The 18,566-nt window shown below is 68.4% G+C and carries 19 protein-coding genes and 3 tRNA genes; 15 read left to right on the top strand and 7 right to left on the bottom strand.

What is annotated here, in order from left to right; all coding sequences use genetic code 11:
- Nucleotides 1-13 precede the first annotated feature (13 nt).
- Together cadR and J2P76_RS00795 are read left to right on the top strand one after the other, a co-directional pair.
- Nucleotides 14-448 (top strand): Cd(II)/Pb(II)-responsive transcriptional regulator, encoded by a 435-nt coding sequence (cadR, locus tag J2P76_RS00800; RefSeq protein WP_207403805.1) that lies wholly within the window; start codon nt 14-16, stop codon nt 446-448.
- 108 nt (nt 449-556) lie between these two features.
- A complete protein-coding gene (locus tag J2P76_RS00795) occupies nt 557-1,135 on the top strand; it encodes a nitroreductase family protein (protein WP_207403803.1) in 579 nt (192 codons plus the stop codon).
- 227 nt (nt 1,136-1,362) lie between these two features.
- On the opposite strand, the gene J2P76_RS00790 is transcribed toward J2P76_RS00795, so the two are convergent.
- The gene (locus J2P76_RS00790) at nt 1,363-2,295 is read right to left on the bottom strand and encodes a LysR family transcriptional regulator (RefSeq protein WP_207403802.1); all 933 of its coding nucleotides are present in this window, start codon (nt 2,293-2,295) and stop codon (nt 1,363-1,365) included.
- A gap of 123 nt (nt 2,296-2,418) precedes the next feature.
- Here J2P76_RS00790 and J2P76_RS00785 point away from each other — a divergent pair, with 123 nt between their 5' ends.
- From J2P76_RS00785 to J2P76_RS00765, 5 genes are read left to right on the top strand one after another with little or no spacing between them, the layout of a single operon-like run.
- A complete protein-coding gene (locus J2P76_RS00785; RefSeq protein WP_207409073.1) occupies nt 2,419-3,411 on the top strand; it encodes a tripartite tricarboxylate transporter substrate binding protein in 993 nt (330 codons plus the stop codon).
- Between the two features lie 34 nt (nt 3,412-3,445).
- On the top strand, nt 3,446-4,492 hold the full coding sequence (locus J2P76_RS00780; RefSeq protein WP_207403801.1) for an Ldh family oxidoreductase: 1,047 nt from the start codon (nt 3,446-3,448) through the stop codon (nt 4,490-4,492).
- A gap of 54 nt (nt 4,493-4,546) precedes the next feature.
- Nucleotides 4,547-5,521 (top strand): Bug family tripartite tricarboxylate transporter substrate binding protein, encoded by a 975-nt coding sequence (locus J2P76_RS00775; RefSeq protein WP_207403800.1) that lies wholly within the window; start codon nt 4,547-4,549, stop codon nt 5,519-5,521.
- A 3-nt stretch (nt 5,522-5,524) separates the two neighbouring features.
- Nucleotides 5,525-6,295 carry an MBL fold metallo-hydrolase gene (locus tag J2P76_RS00770; RefSeq protein ID WP_207403799.1) on the top strand — a complete coding sequence of 257 codons (771 nt, stop codon included), beginning with the start codon at nt 5,525-5,527 and terminating at the stop codon, nt 6,293-6,295.
- A gap of 17 nt (nt 6,296-6,312) precedes the next feature.
- Nucleotides 6,313-7,053 carry an ABC transporter substrate-binding protein gene (locus tag J2P76_RS00765; RefSeq protein ID WP_207403798.1) on the top strand — a complete coding sequence of 247 codons (741 nt, stop codon included), beginning with the start codon at nt 6,313-6,315 and terminating at the stop codon, nt 7,051-7,053.
- A 649-nt stretch (nt 7,054-7,702) separates the two neighbouring features.
- Here the strand turns inward: J2P76_RS00765 and J2P76_RS00760 are convergent.
- Nucleotides 7,703-8,392: a phosphatase PAP2 family protein gene (locus J2P76_RS00760; protein WP_242697254.1), complete on the bottom strand. Its 690-nt coding sequence runs from the start codon at nt 8,390-8,392 to the stop codon at nt 7,703-7,705.
- Between the two features lie 236 nt (nt 8,393-8,628).
- Between J2P76_RS00760 and miaB the strand changes: the two genes are divergently transcribed.
- The 8 genes from miaB to J2P76_RS00720 all read left to right on the top strand — a co-directional run bounded on the left by miaB (nt 8,629) and on the right by J2P76_RS00720 (nt 14,607).
- Complete coding sequence (miaB, locus tag J2P76_RS00755) at nt 8,629-10,071, top strand: tRNA (N6-isopentenyl adenosine(37)-C2)-methylthiotransferase MiaB (RefSeq protein ID WP_207403794.1); 1,443 nt, start codon at nt 8,629-8,631, stop codon at nt 10,069-10,071.
- Nucleotides 10,068-11,096, top strand: a complete 1,029-nt coding sequence (locus J2P76_RS00750; RefSeq protein ID WP_207403792.1) for a PhoH family protein — start codon at nt 10,068-10,070, stop codon at nt 11,094-11,096. Before miaB ends, J2P76_RS00750 begins: the two co-directional genes overlap by 4 nt.
- Nucleotides 11,086-11,553, top strand: coding sequence for an rRNA maturation RNase YbeY (gene ybeY / locus J2P76_RS00745; protein WP_207403791.1), 468 nt, complete (start codon nt 11,086-11,088; stop codon nt 11,551-11,553). Before J2P76_RS00750 ends, ybeY begins: the two co-directional genes overlap by 11 nt.
- An 82-nt stretch (nt 11,554-11,635) precedes the next feature.
- Nucleotides 11,636-12,532 (top strand): HlyC/CorC family transporter, encoded by an 897-nt coding sequence (locus J2P76_RS00740; RefSeq protein WP_207403789.1) that lies wholly within the window; start codon nt 11,636-11,638, stop codon nt 12,530-12,532.
- The gene (gene lnt / locus J2P76_RS00735) at nt 12,529-14,163 is read left to right on the top strand and encodes an apolipoprotein N-acyltransferase (RefSeq protein ID WP_207403787.1); all 1,635 of its coding nucleotides are present in this window, start codon (nt 12,529-12,531) and stop codon (nt 14,161-14,163) included. Before J2P76_RS00740 ends, lnt begins: the two co-directional genes overlap by 4 nt.
- Before the next feature lie 145 nt (nt 14,164-14,308).
- A tRNA-Ala gene (locus tag J2P76_RS00730) sits at nt 14,309-14,384 on the top strand.
- 33 nt (nt 14,385-14,417) lie between these two features.
- A tRNA-Glu gene (locus J2P76_RS00725) sits at nt 14,418-14,493 on the top strand.
- A gap of 37 nt (nt 14,494-14,530) precedes the next feature.
- Nucleotides 14,531-14,607: transfer RNA gene (locus tag J2P76_RS00720), tRNA-Asp, on the top strand.
- A gap of 86 nt (nt 14,608-14,693) precedes the next feature.
- Here J2P76_RS00720 and J2P76_RS00715 read toward each other — a convergent pair.
- The 5 genes from J2P76_RS00715 to hutC all read right to left on the bottom strand — a co-directional run bounded on the left by J2P76_RS00715 (nt 14,694) and on the right by hutC (nt 18,541).
- Nucleotides 14,694-15,602, bottom strand: a complete 909-nt coding sequence (locus J2P76_RS00715) for a LysR family transcriptional regulator (RefSeq protein WP_207403785.1) — start codon at nt 15,600-15,602, stop codon at nt 14,694-14,696.
- Between the two features lie 63 nt (nt 15,603-15,665).
- Nucleotides 15,666-16,172, bottom strand: coding sequence for a DoxX family protein (locus J2P76_RS00710; protein WP_207403784.1), 507 nt, complete (start codon nt 16,170-16,172; stop codon nt 15,666-15,668).
- Between the two features lie 20 nt (nt 16,173-16,192).
- Nucleotides 16,193-16,690, bottom strand: a complete 498-nt coding sequence (locus J2P76_RS00705; protein ID WP_207403783.1) for a DUF1097 domain-containing protein — start codon at nt 16,688-16,690, stop codon at nt 16,193-16,195.
- A 35-nt stretch (nt 16,691-16,725) separates the two neighbouring features.
- A complete protein-coding gene (locus J2P76_RS00700) occupies nt 16,726-17,487 on the bottom strand; it encodes an SDR family oxidoreductase (RefSeq protein ID WP_207403782.1) in 762 nt (253 codons plus the stop codon).
- 292 nt (nt 17,488-17,779) lie between these two features.
- On the bottom strand, nt 17,780-18,541 hold the full coding sequence (gene hutC / locus J2P76_RS00695) for a histidine utilization repressor (protein WP_207403780.1): 762 nt from the start codon (nt 18,539-18,541) through the stop codon (nt 17,780-17,782).
- Nucleotides 18,542-18,566 lie beyond the last annotated feature (25 nt).

The raw sequence follows: 18,566 nt of genomic DNA, 5'->3' as shown, positions 1-18,566 counted from the left end.
CCGGGAGGCAGCCATGAAAATCGGTGAACTCGCCAAGGCGGCCGGCACGACCGTGGAAACCGTGCGCTATTACGAAAAAGAGGGCCTGCTGCCCGCGCCCGAGCGCGGCCTGAACAATTACCGCAGCTATGGCTCGGCGCACCTGGAGCGCCTGCGCCTGATCCGCAACTGCCGCGCGCTGGACATGACGCAGGAAGAAATCCGCGCCATCCTGCAGCTGGCCGACGATCACCGGGCCGGCTGCGGGCCGATCAACGAGCTGTTCGATGAGCACATCGCCCATGTGGACGCGCGCATGGCCGAACTGGCGCAGCTCAAGGGCCAGCTTACCGAGCTGCGCCGCCGCTGCCTGTCGGCGCGGCCCGACACCGACGACTGCGGCATTCTGCACGGCCTGTCCGAAATGCAGGTAGAGGAACGCCCCGAACGCCACACCCACCTGGGCTGAGCGCGGCGCCGATGACCTTGGCCGGCGCGGGGAGATACGCCGGAAGGCGCCCCTGCCTGGCGTATGATGAGAATGTTTCTCGAATAGACCACACTTCAGCAGCCCTCCATGACCGTTTCCCCCCTGCATGCCCTGACTTCCCGCCGCTCGATGAAATTCCTGCGCGCGCCCGCGCCCAAGCCCGACGAGCTTGACCAGATCCTGCAAGCTGCCATGAGCGCGCCCGACCACGGCAAGCTGCGCCCCTGGCGGTTCGTGCTGATCCGCGGCGCCGCCATCGGCCGCCTGGCCGACCGGGCGCTGGACGCCGTCAAGCGCAGCGGCGACCCGCGCATGACGCCCGAAAAAGAGAAATCGGTGCGGCAATGGATGAGCGAAGTGCCGCTGTTCGTGGGCCTGGCCCAGAAAATCGACCACGACAATCCCAAGGTGCCCGAGCAAGAACAGCTGCTGGCCACCGGCGCGTCGGTCATGAACATCCTGAATGCCGTGCACATGCTGGGCTACGCGGCTTTCTGGAGCACCGGCATGGGAACGTACCTGGAAGAAGTCCAGGAAGCGCTGGGCTTCGATCCGCTGGATTACCGGTTCCTGGGTTTCCTGGCCATCGGCACGCCGGCCTGCGCAGTGCCTGTGGCTCAGCGGCCGGATTATCGGGAGTTTGTCACGGAGTGGACTGGGGAATAGCGCGGGGGTGTCGGTGCTGCTGTGTGCGTGTTCTTCTGGCGTCGGGGCGGGTTGGGGTGACTGCCTTGGCTTCACGGTGCCGTCCGGGCGCCCCGCGCGCCCGGGCCCGNCGGGTTGGGGTGGCTGCCGCGGCGCCTCGGGGCCGGGCCCGGGCGCGCGGGGCGCCCGGACGGCTTCGTGAAGCCAAGGCAGCCCCGCCACACCGCGGCGACGCCAGAAGAACAACACTACGACATCACCCCCCCACCGCCTGAAGAGCCCCGCAAACCGCCTCCCCCCCGCATCTGCACCACCATGTCGTAGAGCAGCCTGGCCACGGGGCTGAGTTCCCGTCCGCGCCGGTGGATCAGGCCGATGGTGCGGCTGACGACGGGGTCGGCCAGGGGCACGCTGGCCAGGGCCGTGTGGCCCACCGGCGGCATTGCCAGTTGCGGCACCACACCCACCCCCAGGCCGGCTTCGACCATGCTGACCAATGCCGGTACGTGCTGCACTTCGCAGAACCAGCGCGGCCGGTCGGGGCTGTGCGCCAGGGCCTGGTCGATCAGGAAGCGGTTGCCGCTGCCCTGGGCCAGGCTGATGTATTCGCAGCCCGCCAGGTCGCGCCAGGCCAGCCGGCGGCGGCCCGCCAGCGGGTGGTCGGTGCGCAGCGCCACCACAAAGGGCTCTTCCAGCAGGGGCTGGAACTCGATGTCGGCATCCTGCGTGCCGATGTAGGTCAGGCCGAAGTCGGCATCGCCGCCGGCCACCGCGGTCAGCGCGACCGAGGACGATTCGTCGATGAGGCGGATGCGGATGCGCGGGTACTGCCGGTGGTATTCACGGATGACCGCCGGCAGGAAATACGCCACGGCCGACGGCACGCAGGCCACGGTAACCTGGCCCGACATGCGCTCGGCCACGTCCTGGATGCCGACCAGCGCGCTTTCCAGTTCGTTGAGCACATTGCGCGCGCGCGGCACGAATCCCCTGCCGATGGTGGTGAGCTCGACCTTGCGCGTGGTGCGCGTGAACAACTGCACGCCCAGGGCCTGCTCCAGCTTGTCGGCGCGCCGCGACAGGGCCGACTGCGACAAGTGCAGGGCCTCTGAGGCCGCGCGGAAACTGCCCAGGTCGGCAACCGCCAGGAAGGCGCGCAAATCGGCGAGGTCGAATTTCATGCGTTTTCGTCAAAAATCCATCGAATATTTGCACTTTACTGGATATTCAGGCTTGCGCATCATCACGCCTCATCAAGCCGCGCGTCGCGGCGCTCAAGACGGAGGTAGACAAGCATGAACCCGATGCACCGATTCCTGCGGTGGCGCGCCGCGCCCATCCTGGCGCTGGCCGGCCTGGCCGCGCTTGCCGCCGGCCCGGCCGCGGCCGCCGGGGAATGGACGCCGCAGCGTCCGGTGCGCCTGCTGGTGCCCTACGGGCCCGGCGGCAGTTCGGATGTGATCGCGCGCGCCATGGCGGCCGAGATGTCGCGCACGCTGGGCCAGCAGGTCATTGTCGAGAACAAGGGCGGCGGCCAGGGCGTGATCGCCACCATGGAGGCGGCCCGCGCCGCGCCGGACGGCTACACGCTGCTGCTGGGCCATGTGGGCACGCTGGCCGTCAACCCGGCCATGATGCCCAGGCTGCCCTACGACCCCCAGCGCGATTTCGCGCCGATTGCGCTGCTGGCCAAGGTGCCCATGATCTTCGCCGTGGGCGCCAAGGTGCCCGCCACCAACCTGCCCTCGTTCGTGGCGCTGGCCAAATCCAAGCCCGGCGTCCTGAACTACGGATCCGCCGGCAACGGCAGCGCCGGCCACCTGGCGTTCGAAATGCTGAAGACGGCCACCGGCATCGACGTGGTGCACGTGCCGTACAAAGGCACCGGCGCGCAGACCACCGACCTGCTGGCCGGCAATATCGACGCGGCCTCGGCCGGCACTCCCGGCCTGCTGCCGCACGCACAGGCCGGCAAGGTGCGCATCATCGCCGTCGGCTCGGCGCGGCGCCTGCCGGTGCTGCCCGACGTGCCCACCGTCGCCGAGCAGGGCTACCCCGGTTTCGAAAGCTCGCAATGGTTCGGCCTGCTGGCGCCGGCCGGCACGCCCGCGCCCGTGATCGCGCGGCTGCAGAAAGACGCCCTGGCCGCCCTGCGCTCGCCATCGGTCAGCCAGCGCCTGGCGCACGACTCCAGCGAACCCGTCGGCCTGGGGCCGCAGGCATTCGCCGATTTCATCCAGGCCGAAGGCAGGCGCTGGGGCGAGGTCGTGCGCCGCGCCAACCTGCGCACCGAATGACAGCCGCCACTTACCCCTACAGGACATCGCCCGCATGAACGCATCCGTGACCTCTACATCCGTTTTTTCCGAAACCGAGCTGCTGGACCTGGGCACGCGGGCCTTCACCGGCCTGGGCCTGCCCCCGGAAGACGCCGCCGACGTGGCGCGCGTGCTGGTGCAGGCCGACCTGTTCGGACTGAGCACCCACGGCCTGAGCCGCGTCGAATCGTACGGCGAACGCCTGCTGGTGGGCGGCATCCAGGCACGCGCCCGGATCACCGTGCAAAGCCCCGCGCCGGCGCTGCGCCTGGTCGACGGCGACAACGGCGTCGGGCCCCTGGTGGGCATGCACGCCCTGCGCGCCGCCATGGAGGCCGCCCGGGCGTGCGGCGTGGGCGTGGCCTTCGCCCGGCAAAGCAACCATTTCGGGCCCATCTCGCCCTACGGGCTGATCGCGGCCCAGGCCGGCTTTGCCAGCATCATCGGCAGCAACGCCACCACCACCATCGCGCCCTGGGGCGGCAGCGATGCGCGGCTGGGCAACAGCCCGCTGGGCTTCGGCGTGCCCAACCCCGACGGCCCGCCGTTCTTGCTGGACATGGCCATGAGCGTGGTGGCGCGCGCCAAGATCCGCAACGCGCTCAAGCGCGGCGCGTCCATTCCCGACACCTGGGCGACCGACCGCGGCGGGCGCCCCACCACCGACGCCGCCGCGGCGCTCGACGGCTTCTTGCTGCCCATCGGCGGGCACAAGGGCTATGGCCTGGCGCTGGTGGTGGATCTGTTCGCGGGCCTGCTGTCGAACGCCGCCTACCTGACCCATGTGAAATCGTGGGTCGACGCGCCCGACGAGCCGCAGAACCTGGGGCATTTCTTCATTTTGATCGATACCGCGCGGCTGGGCTCGGCGGCATGGCTGGCCGAACGCATGGCGGACTTCGCCGCCATCCTGCACGACAGCCCGCCCGCCGAGGCCGGCCGGCCCGTCATCGTGCCCGGCGAGATCGAGCTGGCCAACATGGCGCGCCAGCAGCGCGACGGCATCGCGGTCGATCCCGCGGTGCTGGCGCTGCTGCAGCGCCATGCGGCAATGGCCTGACCCCCGGCGGCCGCGGCACGGGCCGCCCATGACAACACCAAAGGAGACATCATCATGAAACACCTCTGCACATGGGCCGCCGCGGCCTGCCTGCTGATGGCGGGCGGGCCGGCGGCGCAAGCCGGCACGTATCCCGAACGGCCGATCCGCATGGTGGTGCCCTATGTGGCGGGCGGCGCCGCCGACATCACGGCGCGCGTCATCGCGCAGAAAATGGCGGGCAGCATGGGCGTGCCGGTGGTGGTCGAGAACAAGCCCGGCGCCAACGGCATGATCGGCACCGACCTGGTGGCCAAGGCCAGGCCCGACGGCTACACCCTGCTGCTGGACGCCAGCGGCCCGCTGGTGGTCAACCCGTCGCTGTACAAGTCGGTGCCGTACGATCCCCTGGCCGACCTGGCGCCCATCAGCCAGATCACCCGCTATCAGTACGCGCTGGTGGTGCCGCGCGCTTCGCCCATCCACAGCGTGGACGACCTGGTCGCCATGGCGCGCGCCAGGCCCGGCGAGCTGACGTACGGCTCGGCGGGCATCGGGGCCGGCGGACACCTGGCGGGCGAGCTGCTGGCGATGATGACGCAGACCGAACTCACGCACGTGCCGTACAAGGGCAACGCGCAGGCGCTGGCCGATATCCTGGGCGGGCAGCTGTCCTTCACGTTCGACACCATTGTCACGGCCACGCCGCACATCGCCGCCGGCCGGCTGCGCGCCTATGCCGTGTCCGGCCCGCAGCGCAGCAGCGCGCTGCCGGACGTCCCCACCCTGGCGGAATTGGGCTACAAAGGGTTCGACGTCACCCAGTTCCAGGGCCTGCTGGCGCCGGCCGGCACGCCGCCGGACATCATCGCGCGGCTGCATCACGAAGCTGTCAAGGCCGCGCGCCAGCCCGACGTGGTGCGCAAGCTGGCGGACGAAGGCGGCAACGAGATCGTGGCCGGCACGCCCGAACAATTCGCCGCCCTGCTGCGTTCCGACCTGCAGCGCTACCGGCAGCTGCTGCAGCGGGCCAACGTGCATCCGGAGTAAGCCATGCTCAAGCTCGACGTACTGATACAAGGCTATCCGGGCCGCGCCGTCTGCCATGGCGGCCTGGGCTGGAGCACCACCACCCTGCTGCGCGGCGACGGCGCCAACATCCTGGTCGACGTGGGCGCGTTCGGCGTGCGCCACCTGCTGGGCCACCAGCTGCACGAGCTGGGCGTGGCGCCGCAGGACATCACCGATGTCGTGCTGACCCACGCCCACTATGACCACGCGGTGAACTTCACGCTGTTTCCCAACGCCACCGTGTGGATCGGCGAACAGGAACTGGCCTGGGCGGCCGCGCAGCCGCCGGGCTTCAATCCGCTGCCGGAACTGTATGTGCGCGAACTGGCCGCCTCGCCGCGCGTGCGGCGCGTGGCCGACGGCCAGGCGTTCCTGCCCGGCTTCACGGCCATTGCCGCGCCCGGCCACACACCCGGCCACTTGCTGTTCTACGTTACCGCCACCGGGCAGCCGGTGCTGTTTACCGGCGACGCCGCCAAGAACCGCGCCGAACTGATGTCGCGCACCGCCAACGACACCTACGATGCGCAGGTCAGCCGCGCCAGCCTGGACCTGATCTGGCAATGGTGGCGGCGCGTGCCCGGCACGCTGCTGGTGCCGGGCCACGACGTGTGCATGCGGCTCGACGATGCCGGCCAACCCGTCTATACCGCCGAGCGGCGGGCTGCGCTGAACGCCTGGTTCGGCGATACTCTGGAACCCACCCTCATCGACCTGTGCTGCGCCGGGCAAACCGCCCGCTACAGCGCCTGACACCACCTGGACCCAGCATGACTCCCGATTCCAAAATCATCGCCGCCTTCACGCCCACCGGCCGGCTGCGCGCCTCCATCAACCTGGGCAACCCCATCCTGGCCGGCCGCGACCCGGCCACCGGCGAGCCGGCGGGCGTGTCCATCGACCTGGCCCGCGCCTTCGCCGAACGGCTGGGCGTCGAACTGGAACTGGTGGTCTGGGACAGCGCCGGCAAGTCGGTCGAGGCCGTGACGGCCGAACAGGCCGACATCGGCTTCTTCGCCATCGACCCGCTGCGCGGCGCGGGCATCGCGTTCACCGACGCGTACGTGCTGATCGAAGGCGCCTACCTGGTGCGCGAAGGCTCGCCCCTGCGCGAACGCGACGCCGTCGACCGCGCGGGCACCCGTGTCATGGTCGGCAAAGGCAGCGCCTACGACCTGTACCTGACGCGCGAACTCAAGCACGCCACGATCCTGCGCGCCCCCACCTCGCCGGCGGTGGTCGATACCTTCCTGGCCGAAAACGCCGACGTGGCGGCCGGCGTCAAGCAGCAGCTGGAAGCCGACATGGGCCGTCTTCCCGGCCTGCGCATGCTGCCCGGCAGCTTCATGCAGATCCGCCAGGCCATGGGGGTGCCCAAGGGGCGCGGCGAAGCGGCGGCGGAGGTGCTTCGGGCGTTCGTGGAAGATATGAAGGCCAGCGGGTTCGTGGCGGATGCCTTGCGGCGGCATCATATCCAGGGGGCTGCTGTGGCGCCTGCGGCTGCTGGGTGATGTGGTTTTCTGCTGGCGTCTGCGCGGGCTGGCGTGAACGCCTTGGCTTCACGGTGCCGTCCGGGCGCCCCGCGCGCCCGGGCCCGGCCCCGAGGCGCCGCGGCGCTCACGCCAGCCCACGCAGACTCGCAATGAATATCGCTCGCCGCGCTGCTGGCACGAATTGGGTTCTTGCGTTCTTGCGACCGGATTTGGGAAAGAGAAAAACATATGGGGCCGGCTATCCTGGTCGCCCAGCGCGACCACGATAGCCATTCGTGCAGCGAATGCGGGGGGGCGCCACAACTTGAAAGTGGCGGAAGACGTCAGCCGACCGAACCGAACCTGAACCACCGCCCCAGGCACGCCGCCTTCCGAATGTTTTTTCTAGTCGCGCAGGGCGACTGGAAAAAACGGCCCTGCACGCTTTTCTTCTTTTCAACCGCGGCGGGCCAAGCATTCAAGAACCCGGCTCGCCCCGACGGCGGCGCGGGCAAGAATCAATGCGAGCCGGGCCGGGATGGCCTGAATGCCGCGGCGCCTCGGGGCCGGGCCCGGGCGCGCGGGGCGCCCGGACGGCACCGTGAAGCCAAGGCGTTCAGGCCATCCCGGCCCGGCGCCTCAAGAACCCACCCACGACACCCTTACCCACGCCCCCTACCCACGCCCGTCACCCACGACTGGCCCACCGCCAAGGCGCCCGCAACATCCACCGGTATCGCTCGCCCAGGATATACGGCGCCAGGTAGTGCGCCACCATGATGGCGATGAACGCCGCCGCGGTGACGTCGGACAGGAAGTGGTCGCGGTTGACCACGCGGCTGACCGCCACGATGGCCGCCACCAACAGCAGGGGCAGGCGCCAGCGCGGCGCGATCTGGCCGATGACGGCCGCCACGGCGAACGCCGTCAGGGTATGGCTGGACGGAAACGAATCGTAGGGGTCGCCCGCGAACGGCACGCCCAGGCCGTGCCAGCCCTGCTCCAGCAAGACCTCGGGCCGCGCGCGCGACACGATTTTCTTCAGCAGCAGCGTGATCAGCCCGCCCACGCTCATGGTGGCCAAGAGCAGCATGCTGTAGCGCGCCAGCCGCTCGAACCCGGCCCGCACCGGGCAGGCCCAGCCGCGCCGCATGCCGAACAGCGACACCGCATACAACAACAGGCCGGCCAGGATGTAGCCCTCGCTGTCGCCCAGGTCGCCGATCTGGTCGAAGACTTCGTTGACCTGTTCTGGCATGTGGCGTTCGATGGCCTGCGTCAAAGGCACGTCGACCCAGCGGCTCATCAGCAGCAGCACCACGGCGAAGCAGACGGTAAGCGCCACGCTGCGGCACGGCCGGGGGGGAATGGCAGGCATGGCGGTCGGAACGGCAGGCAGGGAATCGGGGGACAGGCCGTGGGGTTGCGTCATGAGGGCGGCGTGAATTAAGGGACGAAGCGCCCCGCCCCGCAGCGGGGCGCGATCGCGCGGCTGACATCGTATACGCCAAATGCGTCCGCACCAAGACCATGTTTGCATCCACGCGTTAAAATCCGCGTTTTCCCTTTATTCTTCATTCGCCCCCGGGATCTACACCCGCCACGGCGCACGCCATGCAAGAAACCTCTATCAAGCGCGCCGGCGCCGCTGCCGCCACGCCCGCCGCCCCTGCCCCCGCCGCCACCGTCGCCGTGCCGGCTTCCGCCCGCAAACTGTATATCCGCACCTTCGGCTGCCAGATGAACGAGTACGACTCGGACAAAATGGCCGACGTGCTGCGCGGCGACCAGGGCCTGGAACTCACCAACAACCCCGAAGAAGCCGACGTCATCCTGTTCAACACCTGTTCGGTGCGCGAGAAGGCCCAGGAAAAAGTCTTCTCCGACCTGGGCCGCGTGCAGCACCTGAAAAAGCTCAACCCCGACCTCGTCATCGGCGTGGGCGGCTGCGTGGCCAGCCAGGAAGGCGAGGCCATCGTCAAGCGCGCGCCCTATGTCGACGTGGTGTTCGGCCCGCAAACCCTGCACCGCCTGCCCGATCTCATCCGCCGCCGCCGCGCCTCGGGCGCCTCGCAGGTCGACATCAGCTTTCCCGAGATCGAGAAATTCGACGCCCTGCCCCCGCCGCGCATCGACGGCGCCACCGCGTTCGTGTCCATCATGGAAGGCTGCAGTAAATACTGCAGCTTCTGCGTGGTGCCCTACACGCGCGGCGAGGAAGTCTCGCGCCCCTTCGACGACGTGCTGGTCGAAGTGGCCGACCTGGCCGACCAGGGCGTGAAAGAAGTCACGCTGCTGGGCCAGAACGTCAACGCCTATCGCGGCCCCATGGGCGACACCGGCGACATCGCCGATTTCGCCACCCTGCTCGAATACGTGCATGAAATCCCGGGCATCGAGCGCATCCGGTACACCACGTCGCACCCCAAAGAAATGACCCAGCGCATGGTCGACGCCTACGCCAACCTGCCCAAGCTGGTGTCGTTCCTGCACCTGCCGGTGCAGGCCGGCAGCGACCGCGTGCTGGCGGCCATGAAGCGCGGCTATACCGCCCTGGAATTCAAGTCCGTGGTGCGGCGCCTGCGCGCCGCGCGCCCCGGCCTGACGCTGTCGTCCGATTTCATCGTGGGCTTTCCCGGCGAAACCGAAGACGACTTCAACAAGACCCTGAAGCTGATCGAAGACGTGGGCTTCGACACCTCGTTCTCGTTCGTCTATTCGCGCCGCCCCGGCACGCCGGCGGCCGACCTGGCCGACGACACGCCGCAAGACGTCAAGCTGCGCCGCCTGCAGCAGCTGCAGGCCCTGATCAACACCCAGGCCGCCGCCATCGCCCGGTCCATGGTCGGCACCCGCCAGCGCCTGCTGGTCGAAGGCCCGTCGCGGCGCGATCCCAACGAGCTCATGGGCCGCACCGAAAACAACCGCATCGTCAACTTCCCCGCTCCGGCGCGGCTGATCGGACAGATGGTCGACGTGATCATCACCGAGGCCTATCCCAATTCGCTGCGCGCCCGCGTGGCGGACGTCGACGGTTCCGCACAAGGCAACGCATGACCGCAACCCGCAGCCGTTCCCGCCGCACCATGCCCACCATCGTCAACCTCGAGGGCGACAACACCCACCTGGCCAACCTGTGCGGCCCGCTGGACGAAAACCTGCGCCAGCTGGCCGACGGCATGGGCGTCACCCTGGCGCGGCGCGGCAGCCGGGTCACGCTGGAAGGCGAGCGCGCCGAACTGGCCGGCCGCGCCCTGCGGCGCTTCCACGAGCAGGCCGTGCACCGCGCCCTGTCGGTCGACGACATCCAGCTCGGGCTGGTCGAAATGGGCGTGGGCCGCAGCGAGGCCGCCCCGGCCGATGCGCGCGGCATCGACCCGGCCAGCCTGCCCGCGGCCGAGGGCAGCGGCGAAGACGGCATCGTGCTGCGCACCCGGCGCAGCGACCTGCGCCCGCGCACGCCGCGCCAGCGCGACTACCTGAACAACATTCTCAAGCACGACATCACCTTCGGCATCGGCCCGGCCGGCACCGGCAAGACCTGGCTGGCCGTGGCCTGCGCCATCGACGCCATGGAACGCGACTCGGTGCAGCGCCTGGTGCTGACGCGCCCCGCCGTCGAGGCCGGCGAGCGCCTGGGCTTCCTGCCCGGCGATCTGGCGCAGAAGGTCGACCCATACCTGCGGCCGCTGTACGACGCCCTGTACGACCTGATGGGCTTCGACAAGGTGCAGCGCCTGTTCGAAAAGCAGACCATCGAGATCGCGCCGCTGGCCTATATGCGCGGGCGCACCCTGAACCACGCCTTCGTGATCCTGGACGAGGCCCAGAACACCACGCCGGAACAGATGAAAATGTTCCTGACCCGCATCGGCTTCGGCAGCAAGGCCGTCATCACCGGCGACCCTTCGCAGGTCGACCTGCCGCGCGGCCAGCAAAGCGGCCTGGCGCACGCGGTGCGGGTGCTCGAAGACGTGCAGGGCATCGCCACCACCCGCTTCACCAGCCGCGACGTGGTGCGCCATCCGCTGGTGGCGCGCATCGTCGACGCCTACGACCGGGCCGCCGAAGATGAATCCTGAGCTCTCGCTGTCGGTCCAGTACGGCGTGGCCGAGCCGCGCCTGCCGCGCTGGCGGCTGCGCCGCTGGGCGCAGCGGGCGCTCGACGGCGCCGCGCGCGAAGGCCTGGCCGGATGCGCGCGCGCCGAATTCAGCCTGCGCCTGGTCGGGCAGGCCGAGGGCCGCCGCCTGAACCACGCCTACCGCGCGCGCGACTACGCCACCAATGTGCTTACCTTCGAGTACGGCACCGACCCGCTGGGCACCGCCCGCGGCGACATCGTCATCTGCGTGCCGGTGCTGGCGCGCGAGGCCCGCGAACAGGGCAAGGCCCTGCTCGACCACGCCGCCCACCTGACGGTGCACGGCGTGCTGCACGCGCTGGGCTACGACCACGTCAAGGCGCGCGACGCGCGCCGCATGGAAGCCCTGGAAACCGCCATTCTGGCGGGCATGCGCATCGCCGACCCGTACGCCTGAGCCGGCCGGCGCCGCGCCGTCGTAACAATTCGCAGCCGATATTCGGTTATGCTGGGCTCTTCGTAACTTGTCCGCCCGGACGATGTCTGACCCCTACCCTGCCAACGACGCGAACGCCGCGCGCGCCCAGAAACCCACCAAATCCCTGCTAGACCGCATGCTGGCCCTCGTACGGCGCGAGCCCGAGGACCGCGAAGGCATCAAGGCCGTCCTGGACGCCGCCCACGACCGCGACCTGCTCGACGTCGAATCCTACGGCATGATCAAAGGCGCGCTCGCCATGTCCGAGCGCAGCGTCGCCGACATCATGGTGCCGCGCTCGCGCATGGACCTGCTCGACGTATCGCAGCCGCTGCCGCAGCAGCTGGCGTTCATCATCGAAACCGCGCACTCGCGCTTCCCGGTCTACGAAGACGACCGCGACAACATCATCGGCATCCTGCTGGCCAAAGACCTGCTGCGCGGCATGCTCGAGCCCGGCATCGAACTGCGCTCGCTGATCCGCCCGGCCGTCTTCATTCCCGAAGCCAAGCGCCTGAACGTGCTGCTGCGCGACTTCCGCGCCAGCCACAACCACCTGGCCATCGTCATCGATGAACACGGCGGCATCTCGGGGCTGGTAACCATGGAAGACGTGCTCGAGCAGATCGTCGGCGACATCGAAGACGAATTCGACGACGACGAAGAGCAAAGCATCTTTCCCGAAGGCGACAACCAATGGCGCCTGATGGCCAGCACCGAGATCAGCCACTTCAACGACACGTTCTCCACCGACCTGCCCGACGATGAATACGACAGCGTTGGCGGCTGGCTGGGCGGCCAATTGGGCCGCATCCCGCGGCGCGGCGACAGCGCCGCGCACGGCGACCTGCTGATCGAAGTCATCCGCGCCGATGCGCGCCGCGCGCTGTGGCTGCGCGCCAAGCGCACGTCTTCCGCGGCCACGCCCGGATCCGATCCGGCCACATCCGGTTCATGAGGCCCGGCCGCACCCCGCGCTGGGCAGCCCTGGGCCTGGTGGCCGCGGGCGCCGCGCACGCCCTGACCTTCGCGCCCGGCCCGCTGCCGGCCTGGGCCCTGGCCCTGGTGCAGATCATCGCCCTGGCCTGCGCCGCGCACGCCACGCTGCAGGCCCCCCGCCTGGGCCAGGCGCTGCTGTGCGGCTGGCTGTTCAACTTCGCCAGCTATTCGCTGGGCCTGTACTGGATATTCATCAGCCTGCACCGCTACGGCGGCCTGGCCGCGCCGCTGGCGGTGGCCGGCGTGCTGGCGCTGTCGGGCTTCCTGGCGCTGTTCCCGGCCGCCGCCTGCGTGCTGGCGCGCTGGCTGTGCCCGCCGCCCGCCCAGGGCGAGCCCGACCCCCACCCGTCGCGGCGCCTGCTGGTGGCGGCCATGGCCTGGGCCGCCGCCTGGGCCCTGCTGGAATGGCTGCGCGCCACCGTGCTGACCGGCTTCCCGTGGCTGAACATCGGCTATGCCCACGTCGACAGCCCGCTGGCCGGCTGGGCCCCCGTGCTGGGCGTGCATGGCATGGCGCTGCTGGCGGCATTCGCGGCCGCCGCGCTGGCCGGGCTGTGGCAGGCCGTGCGCGCCGGCGGCCACGCCGGGCGCCCCGACGCGCGGCGCGCGCTGGCCTGCGCCCTGGCCCTGCTGCTGGTCGCCGCCGGCTGGCCGCTGCACGGCATCGCCTGGTCGCGGCCCAGCGGCGAGCCGCTGCGGGTGCGGCTGGTACAGGGCAACGTCGAGCAGTCGCAGAAATTCGACCCCGCCCTGATGGAACTGGGCCTGCGCCGGCACCTGGAACTGGCCACCCTGCCCGCCCCCCCGGCCGACCTGATCATCCTGCCCGAAACGGTGCTGCCGGTCTTCCAGGACCGCCTCGACCCGCGCGTCTGGGAAGCCTGGCGCGCCGTCGCCGCGCGCAACCAGGCCACCGTCGCCATGGGCGTGCCGCTGCGCAGCGCCGGCGCCAACGGGCAAACCCGCTACACCAACAGCGTCATCGGCTTCGACGCCGCGACGCCGCTGGCGCAGCTGCGCAGCGGCGCCACCGAGCTGCGCTACGACAAGCGCCACCTGGTGCCCTGGGGTGAATACGTGCCGCCGGGCTTTCACTGGTTCGTCGACATGCTCAGCATCCCGCTGGGCGATTTCGACCGGGGCGGGCGCCGCCAGGCGCCCTTCCACATCCGCGACCAGCACGTGGCCTTCAACATCTGCTACGAAGACCTGTTCGGCGTCGAACTGCTGCCCGCCCTGCGGCCCGGCCCCAACGGCGAGCCCGGCGCCACCATCCTGGCCAACGTCAGCAACCTGGGCTGGTTCGGCGATACCTGGGCGCTGCGCCAGCACCTGCAGATCGGCCGGCTGCGCACGCTGGAAACCGCCCGGCCGATGCTGGCCGCCACCAACACCGGCATCACCGCCGCCATCGACGCGCACGGCCGCGTGGCCGCCCAACTGCCCGCCCACCAGCCCGGCATCCTGCCGGTATCGGTGCAGGGCATGACGGGGCTGACGCCCTATGCGCGCTTCGGCGATACGCCCGTGCTGGTGCTGATCGCGCTGGCCCTGGTCGCGGCCGCCGCGCTGGGGCGCCGCAAGCCCTGAATGCGCAGTGGATGAATTTTTTTACCCCAACTTGCACACCCCAAAAAAGTCGTGCATAATCTCGTTTCTTCGCCAACGGCACTAAACAAAACCGGCAACAACGGTGTCAAAAACACCGCCAAATGCAGGCAATGTTCAGGAAAACGGGGGTATAGCTCAGCTGGGAGAGCGCTTGCATGGCATGCAAGAGGTCAGCGGTTCGATCCCGCTTACCTCCACCAGTCCAAAGCGAAGAAGCAGTACGGCAGGTCCGGGTCCCCTTCGTCTAGAGGCCTAGGACATCACCCTTTCACGGTGAGTACAGGGGTTCGAATCCCCTAGGGGACGCCAGTATTACTGGCAAGCAGTAAAAGCAGTACACCGCTGCGGAGCGGTAGTTCAGTTGGTTAGAATACCGGCCTGTCACGCCGGGGGTCGCGGGTTCGAGTCCCGTCCGCTCCGCCAAAAAATTCAAAAAGCCTGATCGCTCGACGAGCCATCAGGCTTTTTCATTTTCCACGCGGTAGCGCCCCGCAGGCATGAGCGGCTGATCAGCCGGGGCCGCCGAATCTTTCCGCGTACAGTTCGCGCACCCAGTCGATGAACACCCGCACGCGGGGAGAAAGCTGGCGATGGAAGGGATAGAGCGCGGAAATGGGCAGCGCCGGACACGCCCATTCGGGCAAGACCTGCACCAGCCTTCCCGCCTTCAGGTGCTCTTCGAGCCGGAAACGCGGCACCTGGATCAGCCCGCAGCCGGCCAGCGCGGCGCTGGTATAGCATTCCGCGTCGCTGACCGAAATCCAGCCGCTGGCCTTGAACTCTTGCACATTGCCGTCCATGATGACCGAGAACGGATAACGATAGTCATTGCCGCGGGAAAAGAAACCGACCCCCTGGTGCTGCTCCAGATCGCGGGGATGCCGCGGCGTTCCATGCCGCTTCAGGTATTCCGGGCTGGCGCAGATGATTTCCGGCAGGTCCGCGAGCTTTCTGGCGATCAACGACGAATCGCGCGGCTGGCCCGCCCGCACCACGCAATCGATGCCTTCCCTGACCAGGTCTACCAGGCGGTCGCCGCTGCTGAGCACCACATCGATATTCGGATAGCGTTCCCGGAATTCGATGATGCGCGGCAGCAGTATCGTCGTTGCATGCACGCCGTGCACGTCCAGCCGCAGCGTGCCGCGCGGATCGGCGATATGCGTGCTGAGCGACGACTCGGCATCTTCGAGTTCGGCCAGCACGCGCTTGCTGCGCTCGTAAAAAGCCTGGCCATCCAGCGTGGGCTTTACCTGGCGCGTCGTGCGGTCGAGCAGCCGCGTTCCCAGCCGGCTTTCCATCCGCTTGATCGCGTGGGTCGCCGTCGCGCGAGGCACGTTCAGCATTTCCGCGGCTTCGGTGAAGCTGCCGAGCTCGACGATGCGATTGAACAGTTGCAATGCCAGAAAGCGGTCCATGGCGATCCAGTGTGGTTGGGCTGGGCGCAAGGCGCCCTTCCACCCCGGCAAGGGCTGCGTGCATCATACCGAGACCTTGAGCTTGCGGTCCACGGCATAGCGGCCGCCGCCACGCGCGGCGATGTAAAGGGCAAGAAACAACATGAGCACCGGAAATTCGATACCGCGGTCGATCCATGGCCAGGTGGGACCGAGCACGTAGCAGATGCCCGCCATCTGCACAGAGATGGCCAGAGCGACCGGGCGTGTTGCCAGGCCGGCAGCCAGCATGATCCCGCCGGCGGTTTCCAGCAGCATGACCAGAAACGCCAGCTGCGGGGCGAAAGGCAGCCCCATGACATTCTGGATCAGGTTGATCGAACCGCCCATCGGATCGGCCATCGACCCATGAGAGGTTCCCAGGGCCTTGGGCAGGCCGTGAGTGAGCATGATGATGCCGAAGACCAGGCGTAATACGGCGTACAAGACGGGTTCGGCCCGGCTGTATAGCGGCTTCAGCGCGGGAAACAGCAGGCGCTCGGGTTGCGCCGGTTTGCTTTGGGCGTGCGCCGTGGGCTGGCAGAGGTTCATATCAGTCTCCTGGAGAAGCTTCATCCGCCCGAAGGCGCTCTTTGCCGGATGCGCGCCTGCAGCGCATGCGCAAGAAACGCGGCGGTCGCGCCCAGCGTTGTGGCCATCGCCAACACGGCCAGTTTCGATACTGATGGCGGCTGGTGATAGGCAAAGTAGGCAACCAGCCCCAGGAAGCAGCCGAGCAGGTTGTTGAATACCGGCGCCCGCGCCAGCGAAAGCGCGGCGCCGGTGATGATGAAAACCACCGCGCTGATGGCATAGTCGCCCAGTACCGGCGTCAGCACGGCCATGACGTGGGCGGCGCCCGTGCCCAGCGCCAGCCCGATCAGCACGCAGGCCAGGTTGATCATTCCCTGCTTCAGGTTGAGCCCTCTTGTGAAGAAGGATATCCAGCCCACGAACATGGCCCAGACGGGCACTTCGAGCGCAACGGTGCTGAGCGTGGCGGCCGATGATGCGATCACGGCTTCGCCGATTACCACTTTCAGATGCGTGGATGCGGGGTGGTTTGCCATTTGTCTGTCTCCTGGCTGGGTAAGAATCCGTGCGCTCAGGCGAACCCGCCGTTGGCGCGCACGACCTGGCCGTTCACCCAGCCGCCATCGACGCCCAGCAGGAACGACACCACGCCGGCGATATCTTCCGGCTGCCCCAGGCGCTCCAACGGCGCCATTTTTTCCAGCTGCGTGATCTGTTCCGCGGTTTTGCCGTCCATGAACAGCTCGGTAGCCACCGGGCCCGGCGCCACGGCATTGACGGCGATGTTCCGGCCACGCACTTCGTTGGCCAGCACGCGCACCAGGCCTTCTACCCCGGCCTTGGATGCGATGTAGGCGCCGTACAAGGGAAAGGATTTCGCGATTACGCTGGTTGAAATTGCAACAATGCGGCCCCCGGCTTGCACATGGCGGGCGGCATGGCCCAGTACCAGAAAGGCGCCACGCAAGTTGGTGGAAACGGCGCGATCGAAGGCATCGATGCTTTCCGGCGCGATGGGCGCGCTCGGCATGATTCCGGCCCCGTGCACCACCGCGCCGATCGCGCCAAAGGATTCGATTGCCGTGGCGAACAGCCGCTGCACGTCGTCGGGCCGGGATACATCCGCCTGCACGGCAATGGCCTGCCCGCCCGCGGCGCCGATGGCGGCGACGACCTCATCAGCCTTGGCCGCGTTGCCCGCATAGTTGACCACGACGCGAAAGCCGTCGGCGGCCAGGCGCAGGGCGATGGCGCGGCCGATTCCCCTGGATGCGCCGGTAACGATGGCGGCGCGGCCAGGCGACGATGGGGACAGAGGATTGCTGGAATTCATGTGGGCTCCGGTGAATAAAGTGGGTAACAGCCGGCCGGCGCCCGGGCCTGGATGGCGTGCCGGCTCAGCGACGAGCCGTCGCCGGCCACGATGCTCGCCGCGCCGTCGAACTCATGGAGAGCATGATGGCATTTGATCCACAACGAATAAATGCAGGGAAATTGGCTTGTAAATTCAAAAATGATCAACAATCAAGCCGCAAGCATGAGCTCGCCCCTGGCCCGGCGGGTAGCTGGAGCCTCTGGATGCCGAGAGGAATTGCGATTGGGCGCCGCGGCGGCGGCCGCCCTTGTTACCGGCCGGCGCCGTTTACCGGAAAGCGGCTGCCCAGGCGGTACCGGTTGGCGGGGTGGTAGCAGCGCACCATCGTCACGACCGTCTGGTCTGTCCAGGTGCGCCGGAACAGGACCAGGCAGGGCTGGGTCTCTTCCATTTGCAAAAGCGCGGCTTGCCGCTTGTTGGGCAAGGTCGCCTCGACCACGTGTTCGATTTCCTGCACCGGAACCGCCCGCAGCAGGTACGCCGCCGGGGTTTCCGCGGCAAAGGTCTGGCTGGCGAAGTCCGGCGCCATGCGCGGGTTGACGAACCGGTCTTCAAACTGCACCGGCACGTCGTTCTCGAAATGAATGCAGCGCGAATGGGCCACCTGCTGGCCCGTGTGCAGGCCCATGGCGCTGGCCACCTCGGGCGTGGCCGGCACGAGCTCGACCGACAGGATCTTGCACCGGTAGCGATGCCCGCGCTGCCGGATGTCTTCGGCAATGTTCGCGATCTGCAGCAGGGTCGACTGCGGGCGTTCTTCGGCCACGAAGGTGCCCACCCCGGCGACGCGCACCACGCGGCCCTCTTCCGCCAGCTCGCGCAGCGCCCGGTTCACCGTCATGCGGGAAATGCCGAACTGCGCCACCAGTTCGTGCTCGGACGGCACGCGGTCTCCGGCAACCCACTCTTTCGAAGTGATCTTGTCGTCGATGTAGTTGCGCACCTGCTGATACAGGGCCGAGGGCGCCGACTTGGGCAGCCGGTGACCGGGAGCGATTGAGTTTTTAGACATGGATGTACATGGATTTTGGTACATG

This window comes from Bordetella petrii (assembly GCF_017356245.1).
Classification (GTDB): Bacteria; Pseudomonadota; Gammaproteobacteria; order Burkholderiales; family Burkholderiaceae_B; genus Bordetella_A; species Bordetella_A petrii_D.
Note: the sequence above shows the minus strand (reverse complement) of the source record. Positions and strands in the feature narration are given on the sequence as shown.

What these genes read in the sequence shown, in the direction of transcription:
- J2P76_RS00770 (WP_207403799.1), top strand. Translation starts at nt 5,525, where the DNA reads ATGCTCAAGCTCGACGTACTGATACAAGGCTATCCGGGCCGCGCCGTC.
- J2P76_RS00710 (WP_207403784.1), bottom strand. Translation starts at nt 16,172, where the DNA reads ATGAACCTCTGCCAGCCCACGGCGCACGCCCAAAGCAAACCGGCGCAA.
- J2P76_RS00790 (WP_207403802.1), bottom strand. Translation starts at nt 2,295, where the DNA reads ATGAAATTCGACCTCGCCGATTTGCGCGCCTTCCTGGCGGTTGCCGAC.
- J2P76_RS00740 (WP_207403789.1), top strand. Translation starts at nt 11,636, where the DNA reads ATGTCTGACCCCTACCCTGCCAACGACGCGAACGCCGCGCGCGCCCAG.
- miaB (WP_207403794.1), top strand. Translation starts at nt 8,629, where the DNA reads ATGCAAGAAACCTCTATCAAGCGCGCCGGCGCCGCTGCCGCCACGCCC.
- J2P76_RS00760 (WP_242697254.1), bottom strand. Translation starts at nt 8,392, where the DNA reads ATGCCTGCCATTCCCCCCCGGCCGTGCCGCAGCGTGGCGCTTACCGTC.
- J2P76_RS00785 (WP_207409073.1), top strand. Translation starts at nt 2,419, where the DNA reads ATGCACCGATTCCTGCGGTGGCGCGCCGCGCCCATCCTGGCGCTGGCC.
- hutC (WP_207403780.1), bottom strand. Translation starts at nt 18,541, where the DNA reads ATGTCTAAAAACTCAATCGCTCCCGGTCACCGGCTGCCCAAGTCGGCG.
- cadR (WP_207403805.1), top strand. Translation starts at nt 14, where the DNA reads ATGAAAATCGGTGAACTCGCCAAGGCGGCCGGCACGACCGTGGAAACC.
- J2P76_RS00795 (WP_207403803.1), top strand. Translation starts at nt 557, where the DNA reads ATGACCGTTTCCCCCCTGCATGCCCTGACTTCCCGCCGCTCGATGAAA.
- J2P76_RS00715 (WP_207403785.1), bottom strand. Translation starts at nt 15,602, where the DNA reads ATGGACCGCTTTCTGGCATTGCAACTGTTCAATCGCATCGTCGAGCTC.
- J2P76_RS00775 (WP_207403800.1), top strand. Translation starts at nt 4,547, where the DNA reads ATGAAACACCTCTGCACATGGGCCGCCGCGGCCTGCCTGCTGATGGCG.
- J2P76_RS00700 (WP_207403782.1), bottom strand. Translation starts at nt 17,487, where the DNA reads ATGAATTCCAGCAATCCTCTGTCCCCATCGTCGCCTGGCCGCGCCGCC.
- J2P76_RS00705 (WP_207403783.1), bottom strand. Translation starts at nt 16,690, where the DNA reads ATGGCAAACCACCCCGCATCCACGCATCTGAAAGTGGTAATCGGCGAA.
- lnt (WP_207403787.1), top strand. Translation starts at nt 12,529, where the DNA reads ATGAGGCCCGGCCGCACCCCGCGCTGGGCAGCCCTGGGCCTGGTGGCC.
- J2P76_RS00780 (WP_207403801.1), top strand. Translation starts at nt 3,446, where the DNA reads ATGAACGCATCCGTGACCTCTACATCCGTTTTTTCCGAAACCGAGCTG.
- ybeY (WP_207403791.1), top strand. Translation starts at nt 11,086, where the DNA reads ATGAATCCTGAGCTCTCGCTGTCGGTCCAGTACGGCGTGGCCGAGCCG.
- J2P76_RS00765 (WP_207403798.1), top strand. Translation starts at nt 6,313, where the DNA reads ATGACTCCCGATTCCAAAATCATCGCCGCCTTCACGCCCACCGGCCGG.
- J2P76_RS00750 (WP_207403792.1), top strand. Translation starts at nt 10,068, where the DNA reads ATGACCGCAACCCGCAGCCGTTCCCGCCGCACCATGCCCACCATCGTC.